The organism is Vibrio sp. MOR3 (assembly GCF_001557775.1).
GTDB classification, from domain to species: domain Bacteria; phylum Pseudomonadota; class Gammaproteobacteria; order Enterobacterales; family Vibrionaceae; genus Vibrio; species Vibrio jasicida.
Window position 1 is genome coordinate 129,244 of the sequence record NZ_LNRD01000004.1, and the last position, 16,284, is coordinate 145,527.

General features: G+C 46.8%; 18 protein-coding genes. 10 read left to right on the forward strand and 8 right to left on the reverse strand.

What is annotated here, in order from left to right; genetic code table 11:
* Positions 1–61: 61 nt before the first annotated feature.
* On the reverse strand, positions 62–598 hold the full coding sequence (locus tag ATB76_RS10340) for a nuclear transport factor 2 family protein (protein ID WP_061035128.1): 537 nt from the start codon (positions 596–598) through the stop codon (positions 62–64).
* 148 nt (positions 599–746) lie between these two features.
* On the opposite strand from ATB76_RS10340, the gene ATB76_RS10345 reads away from it, so the two are divergent.
* The gene (locus tag ATB76_RS10345; RefSeq protein ID WP_061035129.1) at positions 747–1,637 is read left to right on the forward strand and encodes a LysR family transcriptional regulator; all 891 of its coding nucleotides are present in this window, start codon (positions 747–749) and stop codon (positions 1,635–1,637) included.
* A 66-nt stretch (positions 1,638–1,703) separates the two neighbouring features.
* Here ATB76_RS10345 and sigZ read toward each other — a convergent pair whose 3' ends face one another.
* From sigZ to ATB76_RS10365, 4 genes are all read right to left on the reverse strand, one after another.
* The gene (gene sigZ, locus ATB76_RS10350) at positions 1,704–2,264 is read right to left on the reverse strand and encodes an RNA polymerase sigma factor SigZ (protein ID WP_038871486.1); all 561 of its coding nucleotides are present in this window, start codon (positions 2,262–2,264) and stop codon (positions 1,704–1,706) included.
* Between the two features lie 76 nt (positions 2,265–2,340).
* Positions 2,341–2,739, reverse strand: a complete 399-nt coding sequence (locus tag ATB76_RS10355) for a rhodanese-like domain-containing protein (protein WP_061035130.1) — start codon at positions 2,737–2,739, stop codon at positions 2,341–2,343.
* 24 nt (positions 2,740–2,763) lie between these two features.
* Positions 2,764–3,939, reverse strand: a complete 1,176-nt coding sequence (locus ATB76_RS10360; RefSeq protein ID WP_042600251.1) for an aminotransferase class I/II-fold pyridoxal phosphate-dependent enzyme — start codon at positions 3,937–3,939, stop codon at positions 2,764–2,766.
* 161 nt (positions 3,940–4,100) lie between these two features.
* Positions 4,101–4,445, reverse strand: a complete 345-nt coding sequence (locus ATB76_RS10365; RefSeq protein WP_042600252.1) for a hypothetical protein — start codon at positions 4,443–4,445, stop codon at positions 4,101–4,103.
* A gap of 163 nt (positions 4,446–4,608) precedes the next feature.
* Between ATB76_RS10365 and ATB76_RS10370 the strand changes: the two genes are divergently transcribed.
* Positions 4,609–5,136: a DUF2975 domain-containing protein gene (locus tag ATB76_RS10370; RefSeq protein ID WP_042600253.1), complete on the forward strand. Its 528-nt coding sequence runs from the start codon at positions 4,609–4,611 to the stop codon at positions 5,134–5,136.
* An 11-nt stretch (positions 5,137–5,147) separates the two neighbouring features.
* The gene (locus ATB76_RS10375) at positions 5,148–5,363 is read left to right on the forward strand and encodes a helix-turn-helix transcriptional regulator (RefSeq protein ID WP_005429033.1); all 216 of its coding nucleotides are present in this window, start codon (positions 5,148–5,150) and stop codon (positions 5,361–5,363) included.
* A 110-nt stretch (positions 5,364–5,473) separates the two neighbouring features.
* On the opposite strand, the gene uxuA is transcribed toward ATB76_RS10375, so the two are convergent.
* From uxuA to ATB76_RS10390, 3 genes are all read right to left on the reverse strand, one after another.
* Positions 5,474–6,661: a mannonate dehydratase gene (gene uxuA, locus ATB76_RS10380; protein ID WP_061035131.1), complete on the reverse strand. Its 1,188-nt coding sequence runs from the start codon at positions 6,659–6,661 to the stop codon at positions 5,474–5,476.
* 129 nt (positions 6,662–6,790) lie between these two features.
* On the reverse strand, positions 6,791–7,582 hold the full coding sequence (locus tag ATB76_RS10385) for an FCD domain-containing protein (RefSeq protein ID WP_042600255.1): 792 nt from the start codon (positions 7,580–7,582) through the stop codon (positions 6,791–6,793).
* Between the two features lie 107 nt (positions 7,583–7,689).
* Positions 7,690–8,673 carry a TRAP transporter substrate-binding protein gene (locus ATB76_RS10390; RefSeq protein ID WP_038879870.1) on the reverse strand — a complete coding sequence of 328 codons (984 nt, stop codon included), beginning with the start codon at positions 8,671–8,673 and terminating at the stop codon, positions 7,690–7,692.
* A 321-nt stretch (positions 8,674–8,994) separates the two neighbouring features.
* Between ATB76_RS10390 and ATB76_RS10395 the strand changes: the two genes are divergently transcribed.
* The 7 genes from ATB76_RS10395 to ATB76_RS10425 all read left to right on the forward strand — a co-directional run bounded on the left by ATB76_RS10395 (position 8,995) and on the right by ATB76_RS10425 (position 16,270).
* Positions 8,995–9,510 (forward strand): TRAP transporter small permease, encoded by a 516-nt coding sequence (locus ATB76_RS10395; protein WP_061035132.1) that lies wholly within the window; start codon positions 8,995–8,997, stop codon positions 9,508–9,510.
* Between the two features lie 11 nt (positions 9,511–9,521).
* Positions 9,522–10,823: a TRAP transporter large permease gene (locus tag ATB76_RS10400; RefSeq protein WP_038871505.1), complete on the forward strand. Its 1,302-nt coding sequence runs from the start codon at positions 9,522–9,524 to the stop codon at positions 10,821–10,823.
* A gap of 90 nt (positions 10,824–10,913) precedes the next feature.
* On the forward strand, positions 10,914–12,377 hold the full coding sequence (locus tag ATB76_RS10405; protein WP_061035133.1) for a fructuronate reductase: 1,464 nt from the start codon (positions 10,914–10,916) through the stop codon (positions 12,375–12,377).
* A 12-nt stretch (positions 12,378–12,389) separates the two neighbouring features.
* Complete coding sequence (gene uxaC, locus ATB76_RS10410) at positions 12,390–13,802, forward strand: glucuronate isomerase (RefSeq protein WP_061035134.1); 1,413 nt, start codon at positions 12,390–12,392, stop codon at positions 13,800–13,802.
* A 3-nt stretch (positions 13,803–13,805) separates the two neighbouring features.
* Positions 13,806–14,783: a sugar kinase gene (locus ATB76_RS10415; RefSeq protein ID WP_061035135.1), complete on the forward strand. Its 978-nt coding sequence runs from the start codon at positions 13,806–13,808 to the stop codon at positions 14,781–14,783.
* Positions 14,784–14,792: 9 nt separating this feature from the next.
* Positions 14,793–15,422 (forward strand): bifunctional 4-hydroxy-2-oxoglutarate aldolase/2-dehydro-3-deoxy-phosphogluconate aldolase, encoded by a 630-nt coding sequence (locus ATB76_RS10420; RefSeq protein WP_061035136.1) that lies wholly within the window; start codon positions 14,793–14,795, stop codon positions 15,420–15,422.
* A 323-nt stretch (positions 15,423–15,745) separates the two neighbouring features.
* Complete coding sequence (locus ATB76_RS10425; RefSeq protein ID WP_061035137.1) at positions 15,746–16,270, forward strand: YgjV family protein; 525 nt, start codon at positions 15,746–15,748, stop codon at positions 16,268–16,270.
* Positions 16,271–16,284 lie beyond the last annotated feature (14 nt).

A 16,284-nucleotide genomic window follows, 5' to 3' on the forward strand; every position in this document is an offset into this window, starting at 1 on the left:
ACAGGTTGGAGTGGAGAGCATTGCTGCCCTCACATGTCGCGCTCCAACTAACAGACCGGAGTTATCGTTGAATGTATTCGTAACTTTCGTCAGATTTATTGCGTTTACCTACGTACTTATCTTCAAAATCTGGAGACCACACTGCGCTCGCATCTTGGTTTTGGTTCCAATCAAAAGCGGTAAAACGGTGTACCATTTTCCAAACACCATCACGACGTTCAAAACGGTACAGGTGACGACCACCTAAAATGCCTTCTTTGTCCACGCCATCTTCTTCATGCACGTGGTACGCCCACACATAGCTCTCTGCAGTTGCTGTATCACCATCCACTTCAATGAGAACGTTGCTGATGCGGTGCTGTGTAATTTTGATTGCTTCAAACCCTTTCATTGCGGGTTCAACAAAAGCGTGGGCATTGTCGTTATAGAAAAACAAATCTGGGAAGATTGGGTCTTGATGGTCTTCAATAGCATCTTCCCAGTAAGTGGACTTCATCAGCTCTGCGTCCATACGATCTAAAGAGCGAGCATGACGGAAAATCACTTCAATAATATCTTGTTTATCAAGTAGAAGTTGTAGTTTTTGTTGCATGTCCATAAGCGCCTCCATTGGCGAATCAATCTTGGTTAATCTTTCTTACCGATTTGTTTTCGGCTTGGAATGTATCTTAGAACCAACCAATATCGACTAAAACTGAGCTACAATGACTAGCATCTATGCCTATTTAGAATAATTGAGAGCACTAATGGACCAACTAAGTGCAATGCGCGCATTTGTTCGAGTGGTACAAACGGGCAGCTTTTCTGCCACGGGTCGTGAAATGAATACCTCACAAACAACGATCAGCAAAAAAGTGGCAGCGTTAGAAAAGAAAATCGGCGTCAAGCTCCTCGCTCGAAGCAGTCGCGACCATGCTTTAACGCCTGCAGGCGCGAAGTATTATCAAACTTGCGTTGATATTTTAGGTGAACTGGATGAAGCCGAAGCTGAGGCAAGATCGGAGGTGGCTTCTCCCCAAGGGACGATTCGCATCTCAGCACCAGTGGCGTTTGGTCGCATTCTGCTTGCCCCTATCATGGCAGAGTTTTTCCAACGTTATCCTGATATCAAGGTGGATTTACAGCTCAGTGACCAGCACACCGACTTGATCAGTGATGGGATAGATGTCGCAATTCGAGCTAAACAACTGGAAGACTCGACGCTGATTGCGCGCCATTTGTTTGATAACCCAATGCTAGTTTTAGCCGCGCCAAATTATTTACAACAGCACGGTGAACCCAAAACTCCTGAAGACTTAAAACAACACAATTGTTTGGTTTATTCGCGGATGAAGGACATTAACGTATGGAGCTTTACCAAGCAAAATCAGAAACATGCCGTCGCAGTAAATGGTAATTTTCAAAGTGACAATAGGGATGTATTACTAGAGATCGCGTTAACCGGAATGGGGATTGTCATTCTTCCGATTTGGATGGTTGAACATCACTTAAAAGAAGGGCGACTTACGCAATTGATGAACGACTACACAGGGCAAAATTTACCTTTCAATGCTGTGTACTTGCAAAGCCGTTATACGCCTCTTAAGGTTCGCTGCTTGATTGATTATCTCAAAGAAAAGCTTCCCAACGGCGAGTAGAAACAAAAAAAGCGCAGAGCTAAAACTCTGCGCTTTTACATTGTAAATCGAACGGTTCTCTTGGCTTTATGCCACTTCAGCACTGTACATTTGAGCCATGTGAAGACACTGCGGTTCTGGTGAGAAGTCAACGATACCTCCTCGACCTGCTTCAACATTGCAGTACTCAACTAACAAGGCTTTGAGCTTAACTCGACCGCGCTGAATTCGGCTTTTCGTCGCAGAAAGCGAAAGCCCCAACTGGTCCGCAACCGTTTGTTGAGGCAAACCGTCGAGTTCAGACAGAATCACGGCTTGGCGATATTTCTCTGGCAGGCACTCAAACATTGGGCGCAAACAATGCCCCATGGTTTGAAGATTCTCCAGCTCTATCGGCATTTCCTCTTCAACCTGATTGTCTATCAGCTCTTCGTAACTTTGCTGCGTACGATAGTGATCCATGATCGCGTTGTGCGTGATGCGATATAACCAACTTTTGATTTTGCTTCGCGCTTCTAACTGATCGATCTTTTGACTCGCCTTGATGTATACCTCTTGCAAAATGTCATCGGCTAAATCTGGATCACTGGTCTGTTTGACAATGTAGTTTTTGAGCTGCTCTTTGTGTGCCAACCACTCTGCTAACATGCGACGGTCTCTATACATAAAATAATAATTCGATATTAATCGAAATATAAACCGTATGGCAAGTATGACCTATACATTATGACTCAGACTCAACCGCGCCATCTGCTTTTACCCATTCAGCAAAACCACCAGCAAGGTTGAGCACAGGTTCAAGCCCCATGTCAGCGGCTTGTTTTGCCGCATAGAGGGAACGAAGCCCATGTGCGCAGTAGAAAACGTACGTTTTATCTTGAGCAAAGACTGGGTTATGCACTGGGCATTGTGGATCAATCAAAAACTCCAACATGCCTCTTGGACAGGTAAATGCCCCCGGGATCACGCCAAGTTTGCGCCTCTCATCGGCTTCTCGTACATCCACGAATACGTAATCTTCGTCTGCAAACAACGCTTTGGCATCCTCAATAGAGAGGTCTGCGACACTCAAGCGTGCTTCTTCTGCTAGGGCTTTGATGCCTTTAGTGATGGTTTGTGTCATCGTTTTATTCCCCTACCACTTCACTTATTTACGTTTATCGACAGCGGCTTTAAGCAACTCAAATGAGGTTTGAATTTGCTCTAAAGAACAAGCGAAGTTCATGCGGTAGTAGTTTTCATTGGGTTCACCAAACCAAGTACCTGGCGTCAACGCCATTTTGGCTTCTTCTGTCAGCAAGGTTTTTAGCTGAGAAGATTCCAATTCTAAACCAGAAAAATCCAACCAAATTTGATTGGTTCCTTGTGGCAGGAATGCTTTCACCTGTGGCAAGTTGTGCTCAATAAACTCAATAATCCAGTTACGATTGTTTTGCGTGTAAGCATGAAAACCTTCAAACCACTCTTTGCCCTGTTGGTAAGCCGCAATGGTCGCGTAGGTGGTAAACGCATTGCCATGATCGATAGAGAGTGAAGCCGACGTCGCTTTGATTTTCTCGAAAAGTGCTTGGTTATCGCTGTAAATGTAGCCGTTAGAGGTGCTGTTCAAACCAAAGTTTTTCGCCGGAGAACCAATGATCGTCAGACTGTTTTCATAGCCTAATGAAGTCATACTGGTAAAGGTTGAACCTTCAAATACGATGTCGGCATGCACTTCATCGCTGATGATCATCACATTGTACTTCTCAGCTAACACCACCATGCGCTCTAGTTCTGCTATAGTCCAAACACGCCCCACTGGGTTATGAGGGTTGCACAGCAAAATCATTTGCACTTCACCACTTTTCAACTGGTTCTCCAGCAACTCAAAGTCCATCACGTAGTGGTCATTTTCAATTTTCATTGTATTGCCCACAACGGTTCGGCCAGCTGACTCAATCAAACGTCGGAACTGATGATAAACCGGTGTCTGGATCAGAACGCCCCCACCTTCTTTAGTGAACTCGCGAATCAGTAGCGCAATGGCACTCAGTACGCCCGGCACTTGAACAAAGTTATCAGTGCTAAGCTCAAGACCATGCAAATCCTTGTTCCAATCAGCAATGGACTGAAAAACCGTCTTGCTATCAAACTCGTATGAGAAGGTTTCACGGCTGACAAGTTGCTGCATCGCTTGCGAGATAGGCGATGCAATAGGAAAGTCCATGTCTGCAATCCAATACGGTACGACTTGGTCTGTTCCGTACACTTGGTTGAGCATTTGGCTATCGTGTTTGATGAATTTGTCTTTAATATCTGAGCGCGTTGGCTGTGGCTTGAACATGGCATTCTCCGGTCGAAATCGTTTTTACACAGATAAGACGACTGCGGTTAGAAAAAGACGCAGATTATTTGCAACTCTTCATTATAAAAGTGACTTTCGATCACTTTTTACGCTAAGAATCATAGTGTTAAAGAGCAAAAATTCACAAAAAATAACTGTGGTTAATCAAAGTCCCATGAGAAGCCAACACTAACATCGCCATCGTCGTTCGACTGCATGCGGGTTTTAATGTCGCTGTTTGGAAAATGCGTGATGTAGCACTCGACGTTTTTCTTTTTGTTCGCATCAGCAAGAGGTGTGAATTGATCTTCTGTCCCTCGCGTACATTTATCATCGGTAAACGCGTCATGCTTTGGCGTTGTATCTAGCGCGTATGGAGAACTCTCCCATGTATTGCTCTCTTCGAGATTGTAGTCTTTGGCCAAATCATCCAAAAAAATACCCTCAGCTAAGCTAGGAGCAGATACCGTTAGCAACATCGTTGTTAACAAAATCGCCTTATTCATTCCCCGTACCTTTATTCATCAATTTTATAAATCCACTTGGCAACATTAAATACTCGCATTAAGAAAAGCAATAAAAAATTATCGTAAAACGATAAATTTTTATTGCGATATCATTTTTAACTAATTAGGATGAGCGAAAATTAAATCTGATATGAGGTTTGTCATGTCTCAACGTTCCATAAGCAACTTTAGTCGTAAGTTACTTATCCTATTTTGGTTTTCTATGATCTTCACGGTTGTGCTCAATACCGTCTTTTGGTTTGGGGCAACTATGTTTGATGCGGAGTGGTTTCACGCCACCTTTCCTATTGAAGTGGCGCTCCCTCTTTCCGTTACGCGTTCTATAGTTGGCTACTTCCCAAGCATGATCTCAACACTACTGACAGTGGCGTTACTGTGGCAGCTCATCGTCCTTTTCCGTTTGTATGAGAAAGGGCAGATTTTTGAACGCCAAAATACGGAGTGTTTCAAGAAACTCAGCTACTTACTGATCGCAACACCGTTTATTGAAGTCACGATGGACGTGCTTCTTAGCTTGGCTTTGTCGTACAATGACGGGAATTGGAATGTGTCAGCGGAAGTAGACGATAGCGACATTACTATGATGGTCATCGGTTTTATTGTCCGAGTCATCGCTGTAGTGATGGATAGAGCAGTTGAGCTACAAGAAGAAAGTGAGCTGACAATTTAAGTGAATGGTATATGGCGATTGTAATCAACTTGGATGTAATGCTGGCAAAACGGAAGATGCGCTCTAATGAACTAGCGAAGCTCATTGGTATTACTGAACAAAACTTATCGGTACTCAAAAATGGTCGTGCTAAGGCGGTTAAGTTAGCCACTTTGGAAGCCATATGTACGCATTTAAATTGCCAACCAGGTGATATTTTAGAGTTTGTGCCGGATGACGACGATTGACACCCTTCATCCCTAATCAGCTTAAATAAAAACCGAAGCATTACGCTTCGGTTTTTTTACTTTTATTAATATGGTTTGATGACACTCTCTGGTGTGCTTAATAAATTCAATTACTTAGTGTAGAAAGCGCGTTTTAGTGCCATCTCTAGACCACGCACTTCAGCAAGGCCTTTCAAGCGACCGATGGCTGAGTAGCCTGGGTTGGTCTTCTTCTTCAAGTCATCCAGCATTTGGTGACCATGGTCAGGACGCATTGGAATCAAACGGTGATCGCCTACTTCTGCGCGGCGTTGTTCTTCATCCAGAATCGCCATCACCACGTTGTACATATCCACATCGCCATCTAGGTGCGCGGCTTCGTGGAATGTCATTGGGTTACTTTCTTCACGCTTGGTTGAACGCAAATGAGTGAAGTAAACGCGGTCGCCGTGCTTTTTGATCATCCTCACTAAGTCGTTGTCACCACGCACACCGTAAGAACCCGTACACATGGTTAAACCGTTCATTTTGCTCGGTACTTTTTCAGTCAACCAATCGATGTCTTCGATGGTTGAAACAATACGCGGCAAACCAAGAATTGGACGCGGTGGATCGTCTGGGTGTACAGCCAACTTCAAACCATGCGCTTCACACACTGGCATAAGTTCCGCTAAGAAGTGCGCCATGTGCTCACGCAGCTTATCTTTGCTGATGCCCGAGTAACGGTCTAACTGTGCTTGGAACTCTTCTAACGTGTAACCTTCTTCAGCACCCGGCAAACCAGCAATGATGTTGCTTGTCAGTTGTTGGATTTGCTCCGCCGTCATGTTGTTGAAGTACTCAAGCGCCTGCGCTTGTTCAGCTTCGGTGTAATCCGCTTGTGCGCCAGGGCGCTTCAGAATGTGTAGCTCAAATGCCGCAAATGCGATTTGGTCAAAACGAAGTGCTCGAGAACCATCTGGCATTTCAAACTCTAGGTCGGTACGTGTCCAATCTAGCACTGGCATAAAGTTGTAGCAGACTGTATCTACGCCACATTCTGCAAGGTTACGCAGCGTCTGTTTGTAGTTGTCGATCCACTGTTGGTAATCACCTGTTTGAGTTTTGATTTCTTCATGAACAGGGACACTTTCAACCACCGACCACGTTAAGCCTCTCTCTTCGATGATGGCTTTACGTTTTAAAATCTCTTCTTTCGACCACACTTCCCCATTTGGAATGTGGTGCAAGGCATTTACGATGCCTGTTGCGCCAGCCTGACGAATATCGTCTAGCGACACTGGGTCATTCGGACCGTACCAACGCCAAGTTTGTTCCATGACACTCACCTTTTTTAAGACGCACTCAGCCCGCTCGAATTATTCAAGCTAAGTGCACAACGACTTCTTAATATGCAGCCGCGATAATGCAGCTGCGCTGACTAGAGCCGACCGAAGCCGGCAATGTGGTTAACCGTTTTCAGCGCCCTGCAGAACAACAGGGTTGGAACTGAATAAGTAACCATCAAAATCTGGGTCATCGATGTCAGACAGCTCCAACAGGCGCTGTTTAACGTTTTCAAGGTGTTGCCACATGGCATTTTTTGCAGCGATAGGATCTTTACGCTGCAATGCGGCGAGGATTTTGGCGTGATCGTCTAACCACTCTTCACGGTAGTCTTGACCAGCAATGTGGGAATGGAGTTTATTCCACATTGGGCTGCTCTCACGTCGCTCCCAAGATTGTCTCAGCATGTCCACCAATACAGAGTTTTGGGTTGCTTCTGCAATACACATGTGAAACTTCTCATCACCGTTGCAATCTGCGGTGCCACTGGCGAGTTCTTCTCGTTCCAGTTCAAGGGCTGCACGCATTTTCACAATGTCGCTTGGCGTCACTTGCATCGCGGCAAATTCAGCGATGTTGCTTTCAAGTAACTGACGAGCTTGGAGCATTTCGAACGGACCAGCATCATCGCTGATCACATTCTCGCGGGAGTTGGGTTGAGATGGAATATTGATGACATACACCCCAGAACCTTTTTTCACTTCGACAAGGTTTTCCAGCTCAAGCATGATGATCGCTTCACGCACAACTGTGCGGCTAACGTCGAGACGTTCTGCAATATCGCGCTCAGGCGGCAGCCTATCACCAACCTTGTAAAGGCCGTTGATTAACTCTTGTCTTAGGACTAGACCGGTTTCTTGATACGGTCTTTTCGGTTCAAAAGGCATCATGATGATATTATCACTATATTCCATCTAACTTCTCACGCCATCATAACGACCAATAACAATTGGTCAACCTCTATGTACCAGAATGTGGTAACACCTTGTTTTCGATTGTTTCGTACTAATTAAATTGTGAATTATTGAACGGCTTTGATTTTCTCAACCAATTCATTTAATTCAGGATTTGTCTTTTCTAGGTCCGCGTACATTGGTTGAACCGCTTCAACAAATGCCGCTTTATTTGGCTCTACAAAAGTCACGCCCATCTTCTCTGCTTTCGCGCGCTCTTTCGCTTCTGACTCAGCCCACAGCTTCTTCATGTATTCCGAAGAGTCTGCCGCTGCTTTCATCAGTGCTTGTTGCTGCTCTGGCGTTAGCTTGTCATACGTCTTAGTAGAGATAACCAAGATGTCTGGCACCATGGTGTGCTCATCCAAGCTGAAGTATTTCGATACTTCACTGTGACGGCTCAAGCTAAACGATGGGATGTTGTTTTCCGCAGCATCGACCACGCCTTGTTGTAATGCCGTATATAGCTCACCGTATGCCAACGGCGTTGGGTTGCCACCCAATGCTTTCACCATCGCAATCGCTGATGGGCTTGGCTGTACGCGCACTTTTAGACCTTTTAGATCTTCCGGCGTGTTGATTGGCTTGTTGGTGTAGAAACTACGCGCACCCGCATCGTAATAAGTCACACCAATAAAGCCGCTGTCCGCTGAAGAATTCAGGATTTCACGACCCACTTCACCATCTGTCACTTTGTAGTAGTGGTCTTTATCGCGGAACAAGTAAGGCAGGTTGAATGCCGCGTAAGCCGGGGAGAAAGCTTCCAATTCTGCCGCGTTGCTCTTCACCATATCTAGAGCGCCGTTTTGCATTAGCTCCATCGATTCACGCTGTGTACCTAGCTGTGCATCAGGGTAAATACGGATACGAACTTCACCATCTGTCATTTCACGAACTTCTTTTGCCATAAAGTCCATTGCTTTATGTACCGCATGGTCACGAGGGTGGTTGTGACTCAGCTTCAAAGTGGTCGCAGCATAAGCAGAAGCAGTGGCGCCGAAGGTCATTGCAGCACCTACTACAGCGCTTAAAAGAGTCTTACGCGTCATCATTGTTCTATTCTCCTTGGATTGGTTGTCCAATATGTAGGGTAGTTTTAATTTTTTATCGGTATTTCTTGTTTCGAAGCCATTATTGGCGATCAAAAAACCTATCGTCAAAACAAAAATGCAAATTGATTGACCAAAATCACAATAGCAATCGTTAAATTGGTCAACCAATCCAATTGTGAAGCTGCTCACGGACAACCAAATCGGCTAACTTATAATCCACTCAGAAAGATTAGCGTATGTTGCTGCCCTACACAGAAACAGTTCCTTACATTGGTAAACCAATTGTTATGGGATGCGCGTATTTACTTAAAGGAAATAAAAATGAATAAATTGGTCAAATACATAAACAGGGGGCTGGCTGCCTTTACGGTCTCTCTCTCGACCGTCCTCGTCATTTGCGTAGTCTGGCAAGTGTTATCACGCTATGTGATTGGCAGACCAAGTACCGTTACTGACGAACTTGCTCGCTATCTCTTTATGTGGGTAGCATTAATTGGCGCCGCCTACACCACCGGCCTTAAACGTCACCTTGCTATCGACTTGCTAACAATGAAGCTGCAAGGCAAGCGCAAACTCATCAATGAAATCGTCATCCAAATTGCCATCGCACTGTTCTCTTACGTGGTGTTGGTTCACGGCGGTACGCAACTCGCACTGAAAACACTGGCAACTGGCCAGTTAACGCCAGCACTAGGCTTGGAAATGGGCTACATCTACTTCTGCCTACCAATCAGTGGCGCACTGATGATCTTTTACTCTGCGGTATTTGCTTTCGACCGTGTAAAACAATTGACGTCTGGTGAAGCCCTACTCACCGACACCCAGCTTGATCAATAGAGGGTTCCACAATGGAATGGCAATTAATTCTCACCCTGTTCGGTAGCTTCGCGGTCTTATTGACGATTGGCGTACCGGTTTCTTTTGCTATCGGTTTGTCATCGCTAGCCACTATTTTAATGAGCTTACCGCTAGAGCCTGCGATCGCCGTTGTGGCGCAGCGTATGGCGGCAGGCCTTGATAACTTTGCTCTACTGGCAATCCCGTTCTTTATCTTGGCGGGTAACATCATGAACCAAGGTGGTATCGCACTGCGTCTTATCAACTTTGCAAAAGTGCTCGGTGGCCGCCTTCCTGGTTCACTAGCACACGTGAACGTAATGGCGAACATGATGTTTGGTTCGATTTCTGGCTCTGCGGTAGCGTCTGCAGCAGCGGTTGGCGGCACCATGTCTCCTCTGCAAAAGAAAGATGGCTACGATGAGAACTTCTCTGCAGCAGTGAACATCACTTCTTGTCCTTCTGGTTTGTTGATTCCACCGAGTAACACTTTAATCGTGTTCTCATTGGTATCAGGTGGTACATCTATCGCGGCATTGTTCCTAGCAGGCTACATTCCTGGCATCTTGATGGGTCTAAGCATCATGGTAGTGGCGGGCATCATTGCAAAACGTCGTGGCTACCCAGTGGCAGCACGCCCTTCTCTTGCAATGGTTTGGAATACCTTCTTGAAAGCCGCCCCATCTCTTGCACTGATTGTGATCATTATGGGTGGCATCATTGGCGGTATCTTTACAGCAACAGAGGCTTCAGCTATCGCGGTGGTTTATACCTTTGTACTTGCGGTGCTGATTTACCGCGAAGTGAAATGGCGTGACATTCCCAAGATCATCCTAGAGTCTGCAGTCACCACTTCTATCGTATTGCTACTGGTTGGCGCATCGATGGGCATGTCTTGGGCGATGGCGAACGCCGACATTCCTTACATGATTGCAGATGCCCTACTGGCTATCTCTGACAACCCAATGATGATTCTACTGATCATCAACGTCATTCTGCTGATTGTCGGTATCTTCATGGACATGACACCAGCGGTACTGATCTTTACGCCTATCTTCCTGCCAATCGCATTGGATATGGGTATTGACCCTGTGCACTTCGGCATCATGATGACCTTCAACTTGGCTATCGGTATCTGTACCCCACCAGTAGGTAGTGCGTTGTTCATCGGTTGTTCTGTGGCGAACGTTGCCATCGACAAAGTAATTAAGCCTCTACTTCCATTCTACGTAGCCTTGGTTGCAGCCCTGATGGCCGTAACCTTTATTCCTGACTTGAGCCTCTTCCTACCTAGGCTTGTTCTTGGTTACTAAATAGGTGCTTGTTTACTAAATAAGCTCTTGGCTACCCATTATTAAGATAAACCATCCCGCAGGATAACCTGCGGGAAAAGGGATACAACAATGAAGACTATTTCGAATTCCACTCTGAATGAAAACGTTCTGCTTCCGGACTACGACCGCTCAACGCTTAAAAGCCGTATTGTTCACCTTGGTTTCGGTGCTTTCCACCGCGCACACCAAGCTCTATTCACCAACGAGATGCTGAACAAAACGGGCTCTGACTGGGGCATTTGCGAAATCAACCTATTTGGTGGTGAAGACTTAATTCAATCGCTGCGTGCACAAGACCACCTCTATACAGTGGCAGAAAAAGGCGCAGAATCGACAGAGGTAAAAGTGATTGGCTCAGTGACCGAATCACTCCACCCAAGCCTCGACAGCATTCAAGCGGTTTTAGAAAAAATGGCCGAGCCACAAGTGGCGATCGTTTCAATGACGATTACCGAGAAAGGCTACTGCGCCGACCCTGCGACGGGCACGCTTGATAAAAACAATCCGCTAGTCATTGCTGACCTTGCCAACCCTACTGAGCCAAAGTCAGCACTGGGTTACATCGTGCAAGCACTGAAGATGCGTCGTGAACGCGGCCTAACGCCATTTACCGTGATGTCTTGCGATAACGTGCAAGAGAACGGTCACGTAGCAAAAGCAGCGATACTTGAGTTCGCTCAACTGCTCGACCCTGAATTGCGTGACTGGATTGAAACCAACGTTACCTTCCCTTGCACCATGGTTGACCGCATTGTGCCAGCAGCAACCGAAGAGACGCTGACCGAAATCGCTGAGCTACTTGGCTGTGAAGACCCATGTGGCATCGCTTGTGAACCTTTCCGCCAATGGGTTATCGAGGATAACTTCGTGGCTGGTCGTCCTGATTGGAACGTGGCTGGCGCAGAATTTGTTGCTGACGTTGTGCCTTACGAAGAAATGAAACTGCGTATGCTAAATGGTAGCCACTCGTTCCTAGCCTACCTAGGCTACCTTGGCGGTTACGCGCACATCTCTGACACCATGACAGATGAAGGCTACCGCAAAGCGGCATTCGACATGATGATGCAAGCGCAAGCTCCTTCGCTGACCATGCCAGAAGGCACCGATTTAGAAGGCTACGCCAAGCTGCTAATCGAGCGCTTCACTAACCCAAGCTTGAAACACAAAACATGGCAAATCGCGATGGATGGCAGCCAGAAGATCCCACAACGCATGGGTGGCAGCTTACGATTCCATCTTGCTCAAGGTTCTAACTTCTCATGGTTGGCAACGGCGATTGCAGGCTGGATGCGCTATGTCTCTGGCATGGATGAGCAAGGCAACGATATTGATGTTCGCGATCCAATGGCAGAGACACTACGTCAGATTTGCGACCAACACGGCTTGAACGTTTCTGTTGTGCCTGCATTGCTCGATGTTGAAGCTATCTTCCCAGTAGAGCTTGGTCAAAACCCACAAGTGATTGATGCGGTGAGCAGCGCTTACCAATCGCTAATCGATAACGGTGCTCGTGCCACTGTCGCTGCGCTGTAATAGGAGTTAACGATGAAGAATTTCTTGTGTGAAGATTTTTTACTCTCAAACGAAACTGCACGTCGCTTGTATCATGAGCATGCGTTCCACCAGCCAATTTATGATTACCACTGCCACTTAAACCCAGCAGAAGTGGCGCAAAATCGTCAGTTCGATAACTTGGGTCAAATCTGGCTTGAAGGCGATCACTACAAATGGCGTGGCATGCGCTCGGCAGGCATTGAAGAGCGTTTGATTACCGGTGACGCGAGCGATTACGACAAATACATGGCGTGGGCGAAGACGGTTCCTCAAACCTTGGGCAACCCGCTTTACCACTGGACGCACTTAGAGCTGCGTCGCCCATTCGGCATTACCAATGCGCTGTTTAGCCCAGACACCGCTGACCAAATTTGGCACCAATGTAATGAGTTACTGGCGACACCTGAATTTACGGCTCGCGGCATCATGCAGCAAATGAACGTCGTAATGGCGGGCACGACCGATGATCCTATTGATTCACTAGAACACCACAAAGCGATCGCAGAAGACGACACCTTTAACGTTAAAGTGCTGCCGAGCTGGCGTCCGGATAAAGCGTTCAAGATTGAATTGGACATGTTTGCGGATTACATGCACAAACTGGGCGAAGTAGCAGACATTGAAATCCGCCGCTTTGATGATTTATTGAGCGCGCTTGATAAACGTTTGGCACACTTCGATGCACATGGCTGTCGTGCGGCAGACCACGGCATTGAGATCGTCCGTTACGCGCCAATTCCAAGCGAAGCTGATTTAGATGCGTTACTGGTTCGTCGTTTGAGTGGCGAAGTATTGTCAGAGCTTGAATGTGCGCAATTCTCTACCGCAGTTCAAGTTTGGCTCGGCAAACGCTACGCGCAATTGGGCTGGGTCATGCAGCTTCATATTGGCGCGCAGCGCAACAACAGCACACGCATGTTCCAACTGTTAGGTGCTGATGCTGGCTTTGACTCGATTGGCGATCGCCCATTTGCTTTTGAACTGGCACATCTGTTGGATGAAATGGACCAAACCAACGAGCTGCCTCGCACCATTCTTTACTGTTTGAACCCTCGTGATAACGAAATGATGGCGACCATGATTGGTAACTTCCAAGGTGGCGGTATCGCGGGCAAAGTGCAGTTTGGCTCAGGTTGGTGGTTCAACGACCAGAAAGACGGCATGCAACGCCAAATGGAACAGCTTTCTCAGCTTGGTTTGCTCAGCCAATTCGTCGGCATGTTAACGGACTCGCGCAGCTTCTTGTCTTACACTCGTCACGAATACTTCCGCCGCATCTTGTGTGACATGGTCGGTCGTTGGGCAGAGAACGGCGAAGTTCCAAATGACCTATCGTTGCTTGGTCCTATGGTTGAAGACATCTGTTTTGGTAACGCGAAGCGCTACTTTGAAGAGAGGGCGTAACCAATGAAGCACATCGCCATTATTGGTGAATGTATGATTGAGCTGAATGGCAAACCGTTCGGCTCAATGCATCAAACATTTGGTGGGGATACGCTCAACGCTGCGGTTTATTTGAGCCGCGGCTGCGAAGCCAATAGCAAACCTGATGAAGTTAAAGTCTCTTACGTTACGGCGCTTGGCAATGACCCGATCAGTACAGGCATGCTGACTCGCTGGGAAGACGAAGGCATCTCAACAGATTTAGTGCTGCGCGATGAGATTCGCACGCCGGGTTTGTACTTGATTCAGCTTGATGACCAAGGCGAGCGTACGTTCCTATATTGGCGCAATCAATCAGCAGCACGTTACCTACTTCAACATCCAAACTTTGGACTGGTTAAGCAAGCATTAACTCAAGTAGATGCGGTGTTTCTCAGCGGCATCTCTTTAGCCATCTTGCCAGAAGAAGACAGAATTTCACTGCTCAACTTATTGGTCGAACTTAAAGCCCAAGGCGTTGAAATCGCGTTTGATAGTAACTTCCGCCCAGCACTATGGCCTCAAGACGATAATCAAACCGTCAAGAACGTGTACCAAGCCATGTATCAACTGACGGACGTTGCCTTGGTGACTTTTGATGATGAGCAATTGATCTGGGGTGACGAAACACCAGAGCAAACCATTGAACGCCTTACCTCTCTTGGCGTGGTCAAATGCATCGTCAAGCTCGGCGCAGATGGCTGCTTAGTTCAAGACTCAACAAATCAGGGTTCGAGCGCGGCTCTGGCTCCACAAGCCGTGCCAACCCAACCTGTCGCTCAAGTGGTGGACACCACATCGGCGGGCGACTCATTCAATGGCGGCTTTTTATCGGCATACCTTACTGGCGCCGATCTCGCGACTTCATGTCAAAGAGGCAACGCACTGGCAGGTGCTGTGATTCAACATCGCGGTGCCATCATTCCCAAAGCATTCACACAACCGGCGCTTGGCGTCGTTTAAGGAACACTCATGTCTAGCATTAAAGAACAATTGAAAGCTCTGAAAGTCATCCCAGTTATCGCCATTGATAAAGCAGAAGACATTATCCCATTGGGTAAAGTACTGGCAGAAAACGGACTACCAGCGGCTGAAATCACCTTCCGTTCAGCAGCGGCTGCAGAAGCGATTCGCCTACTGCGTGAAACCCAGCCAGACATGCTGATTGGCGCAGGTACGGTGCTAAACCGCGAGCAAGCAATTGCTGCAAAAGAAGCTGGCGCAACCTTTATTGTATCGCCTGGCTTCAACCCAAATACCGTTAAAGCGTGCCAAGAAATCGGGATTGATATCGTACCGGGTGTAAACAACCCAAGCACAGTTGAAGCTGCGCTGGAAATGGGATTAACCACCTTAAAGTTCTTCCCTGCCGAAGCCTCTGGCGGCATCAACATGGTGAAATCACTGCTTGCGCCATACACCGACATCGAACTGATGCCTACTGGTGGCATTAACCCTGCGAACATCAAAGATTACTTAGCTATCCCGCGCGTATTGGCATGTGGTGGTACGTGGATGGTAGACAAGACACTGATCGAAGCGGGCAACTGGGAAGAGCTTGCACGCCTGACTCGCGAAGCAGTAGCGCTTGTAAATGAGTAATGATTGGTAAGTAGCCTTGGGTAACCCCTTAGCAATTTAGATAAAGTGCCCAGCCCTCCCTTTGTGGAGGGCTGATTCGTTCAAAGCATGGCTAAATTGATTGGGTTATCGCGGTAAGTAGATTCCTGATCTCGCCTAGGCTCGTCGGAATGACGATATGATAAATATCTCCCTATTCGTCATCCTGAAAAGCGAGTCACGAGCGTGATTAAGGATCTACTCACAGACTGAATCAAACTCTAAAAGATTGGCAACTTTGAAGGATGACCATTGCTTACTCACTTAATGGAAATAACTCAAAGAACAACACTCTAGGGAAATAAATGGAAAACTGGTTAGCACAAGGCATTGGTGGCATCGCGTTTATGGTTGGCGTGATGGCATTCTGGCAAAAAGACGACATGCGCTTTCGCTATCAGATGATGGCGTTTTGTTTCATCATGGGTATTCACTTTACCCTGATGGGCGCAACCGTCGCTGCCGTTGGCGTGATCATTAATGGCATTCGCAGCTTCGCCTCAATCAAAACTCAATCACGTAAAGTAATGTGGTTCTTCATTGCTCTTATGTGGCTGATGACCCTGCCAAACATCACTCACTTTTTTGAGTTACTCACTGTAATCGGATCATCCGTCGCCACTTGGGCGCTCTTTTCCAAACAAGGCATCACTCTACGCAGCTTAATTTTGTTTAATTCCTTCTGCTGGGTCAGCCACAATATTTGGCTTGGCTCGATCGGTGGTTCATTGGTCGAGAGTACTTTTATCATCACCAACTTACTGACCATATATCGCTTGTATCAATCGAGTAAAAATAATAACCAGACACAAACTTTAAATCAGGATTAATGTATTTAGCCCTT